Annotated in this window: 15 protein-coding genes; 8 read left to right on the top strand and 7 right to left on the bottom strand. The window is 72.0% G+C overall.

All coding sequences use genetic code 11. The features are described from left to right. Positions 1 to 22: 22 nt before the first annotated feature. Entirely contained in the window at positions 23 to 1,003 is a 981-nt protein-coding gene (locus J5X75_RS07570; protein ID WP_208466590.1) for a hypothetical protein, read from the top strand. On the opposite strand, the gene J5X75_RS07575 is transcribed toward J5X75_RS07570, so the two are convergent. Beyond that, positions 993 to 1,514 (bottom strand): pyridoxamine 5'-phosphate oxidase family protein, encoded by a 522-nt coding sequence (locus tag J5X75_RS07575; RefSeq protein ID WP_208466591.1) that lies wholly within the window; start codon positions 1,512 to 1,514, stop codon positions 993 to 995. The genes J5X75_RS07570 and J5X75_RS07575 overlap by 11 nt on opposite strands. A 115-nt stretch (positions 1,515 to 1,629) precedes the next feature. Then, complete coding sequence (locus J5X75_RS07580; protein ID WP_208466592.1) at positions 1,630 to 2,007, bottom strand: HPF/RaiA family ribosome-associated protein; 378 nt, start codon at positions 2,005 to 2,007, stop codon at positions 1,630 to 1,632. Positions 2,008 to 2,091: 84 nt separating this feature from the next. On the opposite strand from J5X75_RS07580, the gene J5X75_RS07585 reads away from it, so the two are divergent. Then, the gene (locus J5X75_RS07585; protein WP_208466593.1) at positions 2,092 to 2,550 is read left to right on the top strand and encodes a GNAT family N-acetyltransferase; all 459 of its coding nucleotides are present in this window, start codon (positions 2,092 to 2,094) and stop codon (positions 2,548 to 2,550) included. On the opposite strand, the gene J5X75_RS45360 is transcribed toward J5X75_RS07585, so the two are convergent. After that, positions 2,513 to 3,556 (bottom strand): GTP-binding protein, encoded by a 1,044-nt coding sequence (locus tag J5X75_RS45360; protein WP_208466594.1) that lies wholly within the window; start codon positions 3,554 to 3,556, stop codon positions 2,513 to 2,515. The genes J5X75_RS07585 and J5X75_RS45360 overlap by 38 nt on opposite strands. 179 nt (positions 3,557 to 3,735) lie before the next feature. On the opposite strand from J5X75_RS45360, the gene J5X75_RS07595 reads away from it, so the two are divergent. Genes J5X75_RS07595 through J5X75_RS07605 form a run of 3 tightly spaced genes read left to right on the top strand, consistent with a single transcriptional unit; the run spans position 3,736 to position 7,675 of the window. Continuing rightward, positions 3,736 to 5,172, top strand: coding sequence for a type III PLP-dependent enzyme domain-containing protein (locus J5X75_RS07595; protein WP_208466595.1), 1,437 nt, complete (start codon positions 3,736 to 3,738; stop codon positions 5,170 to 5,172). Further along, positions 5,169 to 6,488 carry a pyridoxal-phosphate dependent enzyme gene (locus J5X75_RS07600; protein WP_208466596.1) on the top strand — a complete coding sequence of 440 codons (1,320 nt, stop codon included), beginning with the start codon at positions 5,169 to 5,171 and terminating at the stop codon, positions 6,486 to 6,488. Before J5X75_RS07595 ends, J5X75_RS07600 begins: the two co-directional genes overlap by 4 nt. A gap of 2 nt (positions 6,489 to 6,490) precedes the next feature. Beyond that, positions 6,491 to 7,675, top strand: coding sequence for an aminotransferase class V-fold PLP-dependent enzyme (locus J5X75_RS07605; RefSeq protein ID WP_208466597.1), 1,185 nt, complete (start codon positions 6,491 to 6,493; stop codon positions 7,673 to 7,675). 14 nt (positions 7,676 to 7,689) lie between these two features. On the opposite strand, the gene J5X75_RS07610 is transcribed toward J5X75_RS07605, so the two are convergent. Together J5X75_RS07610 and J5X75_RS07615 are read right to left on the bottom strand one after the other, a co-directional pair. After that, positions 7,690 to 8,670, bottom strand: a complete 981-nt coding sequence (locus J5X75_RS07610; RefSeq protein WP_208466598.1) for an endonuclease/exonuclease/phosphatase family protein — start codon at positions 8,668 to 8,670, stop codon at positions 7,690 to 7,692. A 43-nt stretch (positions 8,671 to 8,713) separates the two neighbouring features. Beyond that, positions 8,714 to 9,544, bottom strand: coding sequence for a hypothetical protein (locus J5X75_RS07615; RefSeq protein WP_208466599.1), 831 nt, complete (start codon positions 9,542 to 9,544; stop codon positions 8,714 to 8,716). Positions 9,545 to 9,596: 52 nt separating this feature from the next. Between J5X75_RS07615 and J5X75_RS07620 the strand changes: the two genes are divergently transcribed. After that, on the top strand, positions 9,597 to 10,421 hold the full coding sequence (locus J5X75_RS07620; protein WP_208466600.1) for an SAM-dependent methyltransferase: 825 nt from the start codon (positions 9,597 to 9,599) through the stop codon (positions 10,419 to 10,421). Beyond that, positions 10,418 to 11,062: a GNAT family N-acetyltransferase gene (locus tag J5X75_RS07625; protein ID WP_307797970.1), complete on the top strand. Its 645-nt coding sequence runs from the start codon at positions 10,418 to 10,420 to the stop codon at positions 11,060 to 11,062. Before J5X75_RS07620 ends, J5X75_RS07625 begins: the two co-directional genes overlap by 4 nt. Before the next feature lie 4 nt (positions 11,063 to 11,066). On the opposite strand, the gene J5X75_RS07630 is transcribed toward J5X75_RS07625, so the two are convergent. Together J5X75_RS07630 and J5X75_RS07635 are read right to left on the bottom strand one after the other, a co-directional pair. Beyond that, a complete protein-coding gene (locus J5X75_RS07630; RefSeq protein ID WP_208466602.1) occupies positions 11,067 to 12,539 on the bottom strand; it encodes an FAD-binding oxidoreductase in 1,473 nt (490 codons plus the stop codon). A 12-nt stretch (positions 12,540 to 12,551) separates the two neighbouring features. Next, positions 12,552 to 13,463, bottom strand: a complete 912-nt coding sequence (locus J5X75_RS07635; protein WP_208466603.1) for a GNAT family N-acetyltransferase — start codon at positions 13,461 to 13,463, stop codon at positions 12,552 to 12,554. An 85-nt stretch (positions 13,464 to 13,548) separates the two neighbouring features. On the opposite strand from J5X75_RS07635, the gene J5X75_RS07640 reads away from it, so the two are divergent. Further along, complete coding sequence (locus J5X75_RS07640; RefSeq protein ID WP_208466604.1) at positions 13,549 to 14,241, top strand: hypothetical protein; 693 nt, start codon at positions 13,549 to 13,551, stop codon at positions 14,239 to 14,241. The last annotated feature ends 103 nt before the right edge of the window (positions 14,242 to 14,344 follow it).

Raw genomic sequence — 14,344 nt, forward strand, 5'->3', positions numbered from 1 at the left:
CCGCCGATGCTGGAGGACCCGGATGCCCGTACGAGCGACAGTCGCGACGATCGCGATGCTCACCCTTCTCGTGGGCGGCTGCGCCCGGCCCGGCGACACCGTGGGCGACAGCGATCTCCCGTTGGCCGCCCGGATCGGCACCCTCACCGTCAACGACCGGTGGGAGTCCTGTGACAAGCACCGGCCGGAGGACGCGGTCGGCGTCGACGGGGCGCAGGAGGCCCTCACCATGCCGCTGCTGGACGACTCGTTCCAGCCGGTCAGCGCCGTCATCTGCGGTGCCACCGTCAAGCAGCGGCCGTCCGGCGGCAGCGACTACGTCGCGTTCGAGTCGAAGACCGACGACCTCGGCGCGCTGCTTCCGGCGCTGCGCCTGCCGGACGTCGACTACGACGCGGAGGCCTGCACCGCCGACCTGCCGGCGGTGCCGTGGCTGGTGCTGCTCGACGCGCGGGGGCGGTGGGTGCGGCCGGGCGTCCCGATCGACGACTGCGGCAAGCCCCGTCAGGAGTTCCGCGACGTCTACGGCGCGCTGAGGACGACCGAGGTCTCCAGCAAGGTGGTCAGCGAGATCGAGTCCGACGCCGCCGCGCGGGCCGGATGCTCCCAGACGTACGGGGACATGACTTGGGCGTACGGAGCGTTCGACAACGTCCGTGAGGTGAACGTCGACTCGCTGCCGGCCGCCACCGAGGTCCGGCGCTGCGTCTACTTCGTGCCGGAGAAGGAGCGCGGCGGCGACAAACCGGCCGGCGACTTCCGCTCCGGCGGCCTGATGGACGACAGCGCGTGGGCCGCCATCCGCAAGGAGCTGGTCGCCGCCCCGCCGGCGCCCGCCTGCACCACCCCGGCCAGCGGCTTCGCCCTCCTTCAGCTGACCCGGGGCGGTTCGGTCTCGGTGGAGAGGGACGGCTGCAGACGGGCGCTCGTCGAGCCGATCGACGGTGGCGCCACCCTGCGCGTGGCCGGCCCGGCGCTGCTGGAGCTGGTCTTCACGAAGTAGCGGAGAGCTTCGTGATGTCGGGGGCGTAGACGGTCATCCAGCTCGGGTGCAGGCGGTAGTAGACGACCTCCAGCTCCCAGTCGAACGCGTCCGCGCCGTAGAAGTCCTGGAAGTAGGTGAGCAGCTCCGGCCAGTCGGCGGCCGGGGCGCCGCCCAGCGGGTTCAGGACCTCGACCGTGCCGTGGGTGAAGACGCCCAGGTCCTCGCCGCGCAGGTGGGCGACGCTGGCGGCCGGGCGGGCGGCGAGATGACGTGCCTTCGCCGCGGTCCGGGCGGTGCCGAAGACCCACCTGCCGTGCAGGAAATGCCCGTCGACACCGCTGATCCGCGGTTCGCCCCGGGCCGTCACGGTGGACAGGGCGAGCGTGCACATGCCGGTCAGGACGCCGGTGAGCTGCTCCGCCGTCACGGTCCGGCCGGTGAAGATCGACTGGAGATGGTCGGTGGAGCGGGACAGCGAGGCGTCGAGAAGGGCCTGGAGCTCGATCAGTTCTTTCGCCGTTTCACGCATACCGTCACGGTAGCGGGACGATCACCGGCCGAACCGCGGTGCGGGGACCAGCACCCCGTCGGTGGCGGCCGCCGGTCGCCGCAGGCGAGCGCCGGCGGTCCGCCAGGTGAACCTGTTACTCCTCGGCCACGGTGGGCTGGGGCACCTCCCGCAGACTCCGGTTGTGCCGCGGCTCGTGCTTGCCCTTGACGCCGTCGATGCGCCGCCGGAGATCGTCGCGGACGTCCATGACGGCCGCGTGCAGGTCCTCCTCGGAGGACGTGGTGACGATCTTCTCGCCGCCGCTGAGCCAGCACTCCAGGGTGACCTTCTGGCCGCGGGCGGCCCGGTCCTTCACCATGATCTCCAGCTCGGTGGCGTCGGCGTGGAACCCGGCGAGCCGGGCGTCCAGGGTGCTGAACTGCTCGACCAGCCAGTTCCGGTCACCTTGCGTGAATCCGGCGCCCACCCGCAGGCACTCCGCGACGGTGGCCGGGTTGGTGACGGCACTCATCTGAACAACTCCTCTGTCCGGCGAATACGGTCGGACACCTCATACCCACTTGATCACAGCGAACACCGCCCTATGGTCTTGGTCATGCACATCCGGCCCATCCATCAGGGCGACGTGGCCCGCCTCGCCGTGCTCCTCGAGCAGCTCGGGTTCCCGTCGACCGAGCGTGACGTCCGCCATCGCCTCGACTACTGGCTGGGCGACCGGGCCGGCGCGCTGCTCGGCGCCGACGACGACGGCGTCCTGGTGGGCGTGGCGGCGCTGCACGTCACCCCGCTGCTCGAGGTCACCGGCAAGTTCGGGCGGCTCGCGGCGCTGGTCGTCGACGAGGCCAGCCGCGGCCGCGGGGTCGGGCGGATGCTGATCCGGGCGGCCGAGGAGCGGGCGCGGGCGGCCGGGTGCCTGTTCCTGGAGGTGACCAGCAGCAGTCACCGGCATCCGGCGCACCTGTTCTACGAGAGCCTCGGGTTCACCGACAGCCGGGAGGACTGGCGCCGCTTCGTGCTCAAGCTGGGTGAGGTGGCGGATCCACCCGCACGGTGAGCCCGCCGGTGGAGGTGCGCGGGAACGGGTCCGGCAGCCGGCGCCACCCGGCCTCGCCGCGGGAGAGCTCCTCGTCGGTGAGCAGGCAGGCGGTCAGGGTGCGGTGCAGGCGGACCGGGTCCAGGTCGAAGCCGATGAACGCCAGGTGGTGGTGGCGGTCGCCGTAGTAGGGGTCCCAGTCCAGGTCGGCGGCGATCCGGCGTTCGGCGTGGACGGTCCGCCACGCCTCGTCGCTCAGCCCGGCCAGCCAGACGCTCGCCGGGGCCAGGTGCGGGGTGGCCGCCGACTCCCAGGACATCACCAGTTCGGGGCGGCTGGCCAGCCAGAGGTGGCCGCGGGAGCGCAGCACCTGGTCGATCACGTCGTCGAGGGCCGCGTGCAGGCGCTCCGGGTGGAACGGGCGGCGGGCCTTGAAGACGGACGAGACGACGCCGTTGACGGGTAGCGGCTCGTGCAGGCCGACCGGGCGGCCGCGCAGGCCCCGGGTGACCGGGGTGAGCGGGACCGGACGGTGGGCCACGGCGGGCGGGTGGGTGTCGGCGGCGGTGAGCACGGCCGCCCACGGGGCGAGCCGGTGCAGCAGGACGCGCAGCCGGTCGGCCTCCCACGGGTCGTCGTCGGGCAGGTCGGCCAGGACGATCGTGTCGGCCTGCTCGATCTGATGGGCCACGATGTCGCCGATGCCGCGGCCGTCGCCGGTCTCGGGCAGGACGGTCTCGTCGGTCAGCGCGTCGAGCAGCAGGTCGGCGGCGACCGCGGTGACGGTCCGGCCGAGCGACACGCCCGGCGGCGGATCGGCGGTGGCCCAGTCGAGGCGCAGGCGGTCCGGCTCGCCGGTCTCCGGGAACACCACGAGCAGGTCGCCGTCGTGCCGGCCGGCGATCGCCAGCAGATCGTCGAGGGTGGACCAGGTGATCAGCCGCGACGGCCGGTCGGCCAGCAGCCGGGCCGCCACCGTGCCGGTGACGTGCGGCCAGAATCCGAACAACGGGGTGACGGTCGTCATCTTCCTGCTCATCGCCGGTGTAGGAGTGCGGCCGAGCATAGCGGTCGGCGCGTGTCCTCCGGAAGAAGCTTACTGAAAACGATTTTCGTTATACTATGCGTTCGGAAGGTTACGTCGAGCCCGGCTCATCGATTACGTTGGGATGGACCGGCGCTGAGCGCGGTCGGGCGGGAGTGTAGATGGCGCCAAGTCTCCAACCGCGCGTCGACGGCGATCTGCGGTCCATCCTCGACAGTCACGACACCCTCCACCGGATGGTCGACACCCTCGGCTCACCGCTGAATCTGGTGCTGCCGGACCGGCTCGCCGGCAACGTGCGCGACTTCGAAACCACCCTTCGGGCGTACGATCTGGGCGGCACCGTCTACTTCGCGCACAAGGCGAACCGGTCCAGCGCCCTCGTCCGGGCACTGGCCACCACCGGCGCCGGGATCGACGTGGCCTCACTGGGGGAGCTGCAGCACGCGCTCGGCGCCGGCCTCGGCCCCGCCCGGATCATGGCGACCGGGCCGAAGAGCCGCGAGTTCCTGTGGCTGGCCGCGCGCACCGGGGTGACCGTCGGCGCCGACTCGGTGCCGGAACTGGCCGAGCTGGCCGGCATGGTGGCGGCACACGGCCTGCCCCGGGTGCGGGTGATGGCCCGGCTCTCCGGGTTCGCCTCCACCGGGACCACCGTGCTGAGCCGGGCCAGCCGCTTCGGCGTACCGGTCTCCGATCTCGACCCGCTCTGGGCGGTGCTGGACGAGCACCGCGATCAGCTCGACTTCCACGGCGCCGCCTACCACCTGGACACCAACGGGCTGCCGGAGAAGGCCGCCGCGCTGGAGGGCTGCCTGGAGGCGATGGCCGAGGCACAGCGGCGCGGCCTGAGCCCCCGGGCGATCGACGTCGGTGGCGGGTTCGGCGTCAACTACCTGGCCGACAGCCGGGAGTGGGAGGCGTGGACCACCGAGCTGACCGGCGCGGTCCTCGGGCAGCGGCCGCCGATCACCTGGGACGGGCACGGCTACGGGCTGCGCAACGAGGGCGGCCGGCTGCGCGGGGTCCTGGCGGTCTACCCCGCCTACCGGGCGGTGGCCGGACCGGCCTATCTGGACCGGCTTCTCGCCACCGCGTCGACGGCGCACCGCCGGCCACTCGGCTCGCTGGTCCTGGACAATCTCTACGACCTGCACCTCGAACCCGGCCGGGCACTGCTCGACCAGTGCGGCGCGGTCCTGACCCGGGTGGAGGAGGTGCGCGACGGGCTGGTCCGGGTGGCCGCGAACAGCAACGACGTCGCGCTGGAGGCGCACGGCGTACTGATGGATCCGATCCTCGTGCCCCGCGGAGAGCCGCGGCCGGACGACGGCCCGGTGGGGGTCCATCTGGCCGGCAACCTGTGCCTGGAAGCCGACCTGATCACCCGGCGCCGGGTGCCTCTGCCGCGCCCGCCGCGCGCCGGTGACCTGCTGGTGTTCGCGAACACGGCCGGCTACCTGATGGATTTCAGCGCCGGGAGCGCGCTGATGCAGCCCACCGCCCGCACGGTGGCCGCCTGGCGGCACGGCGGCGACTGGCGGTGGTGCCTGGACGAGCGGTACTGGCCCGTGACGGGCCGGGAGGAGACCGGGTGAGGTACGACAGCGTCACCGACATCATCGGCGACACCCCACTGGTGCGCATCGACGAGGCCGTGCACGGCCTGCGCCACATCGACCTGTACGCCAAGATGGAGCTGTACAACCCGTTCGGGTCGGTGAAGGACCGGGCCGCGTGGAACATGGTCCGCCACCGGCTCGCCGACGCGGCCGACCGTGGCGACACCGTGGTGGAGCTGTCCAGCGGCAACACCGCCAAGGCGCTCGCGGTGATCGCCGGGATGCACGGGCTGGCCTTCCGCAGCGTCACCAACCGGATGCGGATTCCCGAGGTCAAGGATCTGTTGCTGCTGCTCGGCGCGCAGATCGACGAGCTGCCCGGCCGGTCCGAGTGCCTGGATCCGGCGGACACCGACGATCCGCTGACCCGGATGTACCACACCGTGTCGGCGGCCGGCGGCGGTTACCTGCACACCGACCAGTACTTCAACGATCTCAACGTGCAGGCGCACCTGCGCGGCACCGGACCGGAGATCATCGCCGATCTGGGCGGGCGGGCGCCGGACTACTTCATCGCCTGCGTCGGCACGGCCGGGTCGTCCACCGGGGTGGCCCGGGCGCTGCGCCGCCACGACCCGAACGTGACCGTGGTCGGGCTGGTCGCCGGGAAGTCCGACTTCATCCCGGGGATCCGCGACATCGACGAGGTGCACGAGGTCGGTCTCTTCGACCCGCAGGTGTACGACACGATCGAGGCGGTCAGCTCGGACGAGGCGATCGACGGGCTGCTCACCCTGGTCCGCCGGTGCGGCACCCTGGCCGGGCCCACCGGGGGCGGCGCCTACCAGGGGGCGGTCCGCTACCTGCGCGGGGTGGACGCGGAGCTGACCGAACGGCGTACCGCGGTGTTCATCGTCTGCGACCGGGTCGAGAGCTACCTGAGCTACCTCCGGGAACGGCGTCCCGAACTGTTCCGGCAGCCGGCCCGCGCCCACTCGGTGCGCACCCTCACCGGTGACGAGCTGGCCGCCGCCCGGACCGTCGACGTCGCCGGGGCGCGAGAGTGGATCGAGCAGGAGCAGCCGCTGATCGTGGACCTGCGCAGCCCGTTCGCGTACCGGGCCCTGCACCTGGACGGGTCGGTCAACATCGTCGACGACCTGTTCGAGGAGATGCTGCGCGGCGGGCTGCCGTTCAGCCGCCGCCGCCCGGTGCTGCTGGTCTGCCCGGTGGGGGAGAAATCGGCCCGGTACGCCGCCCTGCTCACCCGGATGGGCCACCCGGACGCCCGTTCCCTGTCCGGCGGGGTGATCGCCTGGCGCGACGCCGGCGCGGAACTGGTTCGGGACTGACCGTGTTCCCCGACGAACTGCGGTGCTGGCAGGAGGGCCTGCGGGAGCAGTTCCCCATCCTCGTCGCCGAACCCGGGCAGGTCTATCTGGACAGCGCGGCCACCGCCCAGAAGCCACAGGCCGTCCTGGACGCCGTCACCGGCTATCTGACCAGCGAGAACGCCAACGCCGGACGGGGCACCTACCGGTGGGCCAACCGCACCACGGCCCTGATCGACCAGGCCCGGGAACGGGTGTCGGCGTTCCTCGGCGACCCGTCGCCGTCGCGGTCCGGCGTGCACTTCGTGAACGGCACGACCGAGGGGCTGCGGACGGTCGCCCGCGACTGGCTGGTCCACGAACTCCGCGACGGCGACGAGATCATCGTGCCGTTCGCCGACCACACCGCCAACACGATGCCCTGGCAGGAGGCGGTGGACCTGCTGGCCCGGCAGGGGGTCCGGGTCGCGGTGCGGGAGATGCCCTACGACGCGGCACACGACTACGACACGCGGGCGCTGCGGGGCCTGATCACCGAACGGACCCGGTTCATCGCCACCACGCACGTGCACCACGTCTACGGCGGCGACATGAACCTGGCCCGCCTCCGCGCCGCCGTCGGACCGGACGTGGTGATCAGCGTGGACGCCGCGCAGAGCGTCGGCCACCTGCCGGTCGACGTGGCCGCGATGGACGCCGACTTCGTGGTGTTCTCCGGCCACAAGGCGATGGCGCTGCCCGGCACCGGCGTGCTGTGGGCGGCCAACCGGCGGGGCACCCGCTTCTCGCCAGGCGGCTGGAGCGGCACGCCCAACACCAGCGGGATCGTCTCCCTCGTGGCGGCGCTCGACTGGCTGGATGCGGCGGGACTCGCCCGGATCGCCAGCTGGACCGTGGCACTCGGCGCCCGGCTCACCGACGGCCTGCGCAAACTGCCCGCCTACGAGGTGCTGGGCTGCCAGCGGAGCCTGGCCGCCGACTCGCCGGTGCAGCAGCGGCACGGCATCGTGACCTTCCGCCACCACGCCATCGGCTCCAACGACCTCGGATTCATCCTGGCCGCGGAGGGGTTCATGGTCCGCTCCGACGGCCACTGCCAGGCCCATCAGGGCGAGAAGACCTCATCGGTACGGGTGAGCCTGCACGTCTACAACACGGTCGACGAGGTGGACCGTCTCCTCGACATCCTCGCCGGTCTCGACGACTGACGTCGCCCGCCGCCTCAGACCGTCTCGGTGACCCGCATGCCGATCGGGAAGTGGTCGGAGAAGCCGGTGACGTCGACGTCGTGGCCCATGCCGCCGAACGGGCGCGGCTTCGGGTAGACGCCGGTGTCGACGGTCTCCGGGAAACGCAGCACCCGCACCGAGGCCGGATCGACCCGCAGCGGGTCCGTCTCGCCGGCCATGTTGACGTTGACCAGGAACTGGTCGAGCTGGTTGGGCTCGTTCTCGAAGTAGAAGCTGCCGTCCGGGACGCCGGTCTCCGGCCACATCAGGTTCCACAGGCGCGGGGTGTCCGCCTCGATCACCCGCCGCCGCTGCCGGGTGCTCAGCGCGTGCTTCACCATCGACACGTCGAACGGCTCGTCGTTGAAGTCGCCCATCGCCAGGGCCGGTGTGCCGGGGCCGAGGACCTCCAGGGCCCGGGAGTGGAAGTAGGCCAGCGTCTCGCCGGCGATGTGCCGGTACCCGGCCGACTCGAACTGGCCACCGGAGCGGGACGGCCAGTGGTTGCCGAACACCACCAGGGTCTGCCCGGTGGTGGTCCGGAAGTTGACCTGCACGATCTCGCGGGTGGCGTTGCGGCGCATCACCACGTGGAAGAACACGTCGCCGGCGGCCGGCACGGCGAACCGGTCCAGGTTGTACAGGAACGCGACGTCGATGCCGCGGGCGTCACCGGTGTCGGCGTGGACGATGCCGTACTTGCGGGCGGGCAGCCCGGTGTGCACGGCCTCGGCGAGCAGGTCCAGGACGAACCGGTTCTCCACCTCGCAGACGCCGAGCAGGTCCGGGCCGGCGCCGTCGTTCATCCGGACGATCACCGAGGCCAGCTGGGCGATCTTCCGGTCGCGCAGTTGCGGCGTCCATCCGGCGATGTCGTTGCGGATGGCGCGAGCGACCTTCTCGGTGCGGTGGGGTGAGTTCTCCTCGTCGAAGAGGTTCTCCAGGTTCCACCAGGCCACGTAGTAATCGGGCATGTGCGTAACGTAACCGCCCGGGTGGTGTCCGGTCAGCCGCCGATCATCCTGATTCGGCCGCCTTTTCGGCGGCCCGCGCGGCCTCCGGGTTTCCGGCCCGGCGTTCCAGGTCGGCCAGGGCCCGCCACCCGGCCGCCAGCTCGAACGGGCTGCGGGCGAAGGCGAGTAGCTCCCGCTGCGCGGCCGCCGCCTCGGCGTACGAACCGCATTCCGCCAGCCGGTAGCGGAGCAGGGTCAGCGTGTCCCGGTCGCGCGGGCGGCCGTCGGCCCACCGGTCCAGCCAGTGCCGGGCCAGGACCGGATCGTCGAGGAGCCGGGCCCGGTCGAGCCAGGTGATCTCGTCCTCGTCGGCCGGATCGGCGGGGAAGTACGACCGCCGGCCGTCGAACCATTCGGCCAGCTCCGCCGCGGACACGATCGGCTGCCCGTCGTCGCCGAGCAGAAGCTTCAGGGCGGCGTCGCGTTCGGGGTGCGCGCTCGCCCGTACGGCATCGATGGTCTCCGCGACGCCCGCCGCGAAGAGGAACTCGACATCGTAGCCGCACCACGTGTCGTAGTTGCCGTTCTTGATCTTCCATTGCAGCCAGACGTCGTCGGTCTGCCGGAATTCGGCCAGCAGGAAACCGGCCAGCTTGGTCTCCTCGGTCAGGCCCTGGAACGCGGCCTCGGCCTCCTGTTCGGCCAGCCAGCGGACCAGCGCGAGATCCCCGGGACGGCGGTCGTACTGCAACGCCCACAGCACCGGCGCCCGCTTCTCGGCGTTCCGGTCATAGCCGTCGCCGTCCTCGTCGATCGCGGCCTCGTGGCGCAACTCCGGCCACGCGTCCGGGAATCGCCGCATCCGGTCCAGTTCTGCTCCCGCCGCGTCCAGCACCGGCCAAGGATGCCACGACCCCGGCTCGCCACTGTGGATCTATAGGTGTTAGATGGCGGGCGTGGATGACAGGACCGCTGCCGCCCGGGGCATCGACCCGACCCAGGCACACCCCGCCCGCCGCTACAACTACTGGCTCGGCGGCAAGGACAACTTCGCCGCCGACCGCGCGTCCGGCGACGAACTGGAGCGACTGTTCCCGAAGGTGCGTCTCGGCGCGCTCGCCAACCGGGCGCTGTTGCAGCGGGCCACCCGGTTTCTCGCCGCCGAGGCCGGCGTCCGGCAGTTCCTCGACATCGGCACCGGCCTGCCGACCGCCGACAACACCCACGAGGTCGCGCAACGGCACCAACCGGACAGCCGGATCGTGTACGTGGACAACGACCCGCTCGTCATGGTCCACGCCCGTGCCCTGCTCAACAGCAGCCCGGAGGGGCGGACCGCGTACATCGAGGCGGATCTCAACGACCCTGGCGCGATCCTGTCGCACCCGGTCCTGCACGACACCCTCGACCTGAAGCAGCCGGTCGGCCTCATGCTGATCGCGGTCCTGCACTTCGTCCACGGCGACGGCGCCGCCAAGCGGATCGTCAGCGACCTGCTCGACGCCCTGCCCTCCGGCAGCTTCCTGGTCGCCACGCACGCCACCAGCGACTTCGGCTCCCCCGAACAGCAGGCCCTCTACCGGCAGCTGGTCGAGTCGGGCCGGTCCGACGTGTGGACCCGGCCGCGGGACGAGTTCGCCGACCTCTTCGAAGGCCTCGACCTGGTCGACCCCGGCGTGGTTCCGGCCAGCGAGTGGCGGCCGGAACCGGGCGCGGTCATCCCGGACCGCTCCGACATCAACGTGTGGACCGCGGTCGGCCGCAAGCCGTGACGTCCGCCTACCCGCCGCTCAACCTCGCGGTCCGCACCCCGCGGATCACCCTGGCGGCGGCGACCGACGAGATGCTGGAACGGCTCGTCCCGGTGGTCCGGGCCGGTGTGCTGGTCGACGGTGAGCCGCTGCCGTTCGACGATCCGATGTCGCTGTACGCCGAGAGCCCGCACCGCGAGTGGAACTGGATGCGCCGGATCTGGTCCGGCCGGTCCCGGGTCACCGACGACTTCTGGCGGCTCTACTTCGTGATCTGCGACGACGGCGAACCGGTCGGCATGCAGGACCTGATCGCCGTCGACTTCCCGGCGCTCGGCCGGATCACGTCGTTCTCCTGGCTGGCGCCGCCGGCCCGCGGCCGCGGGATCGGCACGGAATCCCGGGCGGCGATCCTGCACCTGGCCTTCGCGGGGTTCGGCGCCCGGGAGGCGGGCAGCGACGCGTTCGCCGACAACCACGCCTCCAACCGGGTCTCCGAGGCCCTCGGCTACACCCGCAACGGCACCGACTGGGCCACCCGCCGCGGCGAACCCGCCGAACTGATCCGCTGGCGCCTCACCCGCGACGCCTGGGCGGCCCGCCGCCGCACCGACATCACGCTGTCCGGCGTCGAGGAGTGCAAACCCGTCCTCGGCCTGTGACGGTTCAGCGGCCGTACGCCTCGAAAAGGCCGTTGCGGAAGGCCAGATTCGGGTCCAGGCGGCGTTTGGCGGCCATCGCGGCGTCCCAGCCGGGGTAGGCGCGGCGCACCTGACCGGCGGTCGCGTGCAGCCGGTACGGGAGATAGAACGTGCCGCCGACCGCGGCCGCCGCGTCGATCAGCGCCCGGGTCAGGTCGCGCATGCGGTCGTCGGCGCGGGCGCTGCGTTCCTGCCGGAAGCTCATGACCAGGCCGAACACGTCCTCGCGGGCGTAGGCCAGGGTGCTGCGGGTGTCGGCGCGGACGTCCCGGACGGTGACGTTGAGCAACTCCAGGCCGCCGGTCGTGATCACGTCCCGGGCCGCCCGCACGAACTCCCACAGCCGCTGCCGTGGCACGAAGTACTCGTGCAGGATGTCGCTGGTCTCCTCGGAACGGTCGGCGAAGACCGCCGCCGGCTGGTTCTGGATGGTGTTGCGGCTCATCGGGGCGGCCAGCCAGGGCGCGGCCTCCCGCTCCAGGGACCAGCGCAGCGACTTGCCCACGCCGCTGCCCGCCGAGCCGCGGAAGATCGCCCGCTGCAACTCCGGCGCCGCCGGCCGGGTCAGCGGCAGAACCGTGCCGGCCGTGCCCGGCTTCGGGGTGAAACGGACCAGGATCGCCTCCTCCAGGAAGCTCAGCGGATCGACCGACAGCCGCCCGTACGCCATCTCCGCGGTCCCCGCCGCGAACCGGGCGGCGTATTCGCTGGTCGGCACCGACACGAAATGCGGCTCGTAGATCGCGTTCGGCCAGACCTCCAGGTCCGCCTCGAGGATCACCCCGAACAGGCCGTAACCGCCCAGGACGAGGCCGAAGAGCTCGGCGTTCTCGGTGGGCGAGCAGGTGAGCACGTCACCCTCGGCGGTCAGCAGGAGCAGACGGCGTACGGTGCTCGCGATCGGTGGGTGCGAGGCGTGCCAACCGTGGCAGTTCACGCTCAGCGAGCCGCCGACGGAGAAGTCGTGGTTCGACTGCATCACCTTGGGCGAGAACCCGGCCTCGTTCAGCACCGGGATCAGCTCCCGCCAGGTGGCGCCCGCGCCGACCCGCACCACGCCCGCCGACCGGTCCAGGTCGATCCGGTTCATCGGCCGGGTGTCGAGCACCCAGCCGCCGGGCAGCATGCTCTGGCCACCCATCGAATGGCGGACGCCGGCGACCGCCATCGCCGGGTCCTCGCCGGTCGCGATGCGGCGCAGCAGAGGCGCGACGGTCCGCGCCGTCCGCTCCGGCGTGGGGTCGGCGAACAGCACACCCCGTACCGCTGTGGGGTTGATCCGGCTCGCGTCGTCGAGGAGCGCGCCGGGCGCGGCCGTAGCCGGAATGGCACCCTGCCCGGCCCATCTCGCCGCCGCGAGCGTGGCGGCGCTGCCGAGCGCGAGCGCCCCGGCGGCCGTGACACCGTGGGTGAGGACCTGCCGCCGGGTGACTTTCATGATCACATTCTCCTACCCGTGGGCGGTGAACTCCCGGGTGGTCCGGGTCAGCACGGTGAAGCCGGCCGCGGTCAGGAACTCCGTGTAGTCCTCCTCCGTCACGTCGGCGTAGTCGAGCAGACGCGTGGCCCCGCCCAGTTCCAGCCAGTCGGCGGCCTGCCCGAGCAGCCAGGTGCCGATCCGCTTGCGGCGATGATCCGGCTCCACCCACAGGTTGCCGACGTCGGCCCACGTCCCGACGCGAGACACCCGGGGCCCGGCGTCGAGGTTCGTGTCGACCTCGATGTAGCCGACGTCGGCGCCGTCCAGCAGCGCGGTGATCCGGGTGCCGTTGATCCCGACGGTGCGGCTGACGGTCAGCCCGTCCACCGGCGGGGCCGGCCGGGCCAGGCGATCCACCGGGGCGATCAGCACGATCTCGACCCGCCCGTCGTCCCGGAACCCGATCCGCTGGTAGATGGCGCGAATGTGCGGCCACTGCTCCGGAATGCCATACACCCCCGGGGCCGGCAGGGTGCCGTCGGCGTACCGGCGGGTCACCCCCCACCGCCGTAGCTGGGCGTGGCAGGCCACCGCGAGCGCGTCGCCGGCGGCCAGCGAATCCGGCCAGTACGGGGCGTCCGGCCAGCACACCAGCCACCGGATCTCGCCGGCGTTGCGGTACCTCTCACCGGTGTCCGGGCCGTCGCCGTACCGGATCAGATGGGCGGCGGCCACCACACGGCCGCGCTGCTCGGCGACCAGCGTGATCCGTTCCCGGACCCAGCGGTCGACGATGAACTCGCCCGGCTCCCGTTCCAGCTGGCTCAGCAGTGCCTGAACGGAAACGGACACACCGGGTACGACGGCGGCGATGTGGGCATTGACCAGACTGGTGACCTGCTCCCGGTCGCCGCGGGCGAACGGGCGGACGGAGATCGACATGAGCGGACCCTCCAACGCGATGGACTGGACGAGCCGCTACCGAGCGGTACGCCACCACTTTACAAAGAGGCGCAAGGTGGAGGTCATGACGAACACGAGGATCCGCCGGGCCGCGAGCGCCGGGCTTCTGGTGGCGGCGATCGCGGCGTGCAGTTCCGGTCCCGATCCGGCGCCCGCCGCGCCGATCGCCTCCGCTCCGGCGGCCGCCGCCGCGCCCACGGTCTCCGCTTCGGCGCCGGCCGGGATTCCGGCCGCGGCCCTGCTGCAACCCGACGATGTACGCGGTGCGACGGCGGAAACCCTTCCCCAGGGTGAGTACGCCTACGTGCGGCCACTGCGCCCGTGCGGCGGCCGCTACCCCAGCGATCCCACCCGGACCGCCGCCGTGGCGAAACGGTACGTCGTCCCCGGCCGCACGCCGGAAACCGTCCCGACCGTGGTCGTGCAGTTCATCGGCCGGCACCAGCCCGGCGGCGCGGCCCGGCAGATCCAGGAGATCGACGCGGCCCTGAAGAAGTGCCGTGGCGGACTCGCCGAGGGCCAACGGAAATGGGACATCGTCGAATCGGACGGCGACACGATGCTGGTGCGGATCGGGCAGCGGTTCGGCTACGCCGACGAGGAACCGGCCACGGTCAACCACTACGCCGCCGTGGCCCGGGTCGGTGACGTCGTCGTCGTGGTCGCCGACATGGGCTGGGAGAACATGGACGGGTCCGAGACGCTGGTCCGCGAGCTGATCGCCAAGGCGAGGACACGAGCGGAGGCGATCCGCTGAACGCGCCCGCGCCCATGGCCGGGGTCTGCTTGCGTGCCCGCGCTAGCTGTGGTGCCTGATTGCGGCCGTGCTTGCTGTGATGCTTGATTGCGGCCGTGCTCGC

This window comes from Actinoplanes flavus, assembly GCF_017592555.1.
Taxonomy (GTDB): domain Bacteria; phylum Actinomycetota; class Actinomycetes; order Mycobacteriales; family Micromonosporaceae; genus Actinoplanes; species Actinoplanes flavus.

What these genes read in the sequence shown, in the direction of transcription:
- J5X75_RS07570 (WP_208466590.1), top strand. Translation starts at nt 23, where the DNA reads ATGCCCGTACGAGCGACAGTCGCGACGATCGCGATGCTCACCCTTCTC.
- J5X75_RS07575 (WP_208466591.1), bottom strand. Translation starts at nt 1,514, where the DNA reads ATGCGTGAAACGGCGAAAGAACTGATCGAGCTCCAGGCCCTTCTCGAC.
- J5X75_RS07580 (WP_208466592.1), bottom strand. Translation starts at nt 2,007, where the DNA reads ATGAGTGCCGTCACCAACCCGGCCACCGTCGCGGAGTGCCTGCGGGTG.
- J5X75_RS07585 (WP_208466593.1), top strand. Translation starts at nt 2,092, where the DNA reads ATGCACATCCGGCCCATCCATCAGGGCGACGTGGCCCGCCTCGCCGTG.
- J5X75_RS45360 (WP_208466594.1), bottom strand. Translation starts at nt 3,556, where the DNA reads ATGACGACCGTCACCCCGTTGTTCGGATTCTGGCCGCACGTCACCGGC.
- J5X75_RS07595 (WP_208466595.1), top strand. Translation starts at nt 3,736, where the DNA reads ATGGCGCCAAGTCTCCAACCGCGCGTCGACGGCGATCTGCGGTCCATC.
- J5X75_RS07610 (WP_208466598.1), bottom strand. Translation starts at nt 8,670, where the DNA reads ATGCCCGATTACTACGTGGCCTGGTGGAACCTGGAGAACCTCTTCGAC.
- J5X75_RS07620 (WP_208466600.1), top strand. Translation starts at nt 9,597, where the DNA reads ATGGCGGGCGTGGATGACAGGACCGCTGCCGCCCGGGGCATCGACCCG.
- J5X75_RS07630 (WP_208466602.1), bottom strand. Translation starts at nt 12,539, where the DNA reads ATGAAAGTCACCCGGCGGCAGGTCCTCACCCACGGTGTCACGGCCGCC.
- J5X75_RS07635 (WP_208466603.1), bottom strand. Translation starts at nt 13,463, where the DNA reads ATGTCGATCTCCGTCCGCCCGTTCGCCCGCGGCGACCGGGAGCAGGTC.
- J5X75_RS07640 (WP_208466604.1), top strand. Translation starts at nt 13,549, where the DNA reads ATGACGAACACGAGGATCCGCCGGGCCGCGAGCGCCGGGCTTCTGGTG.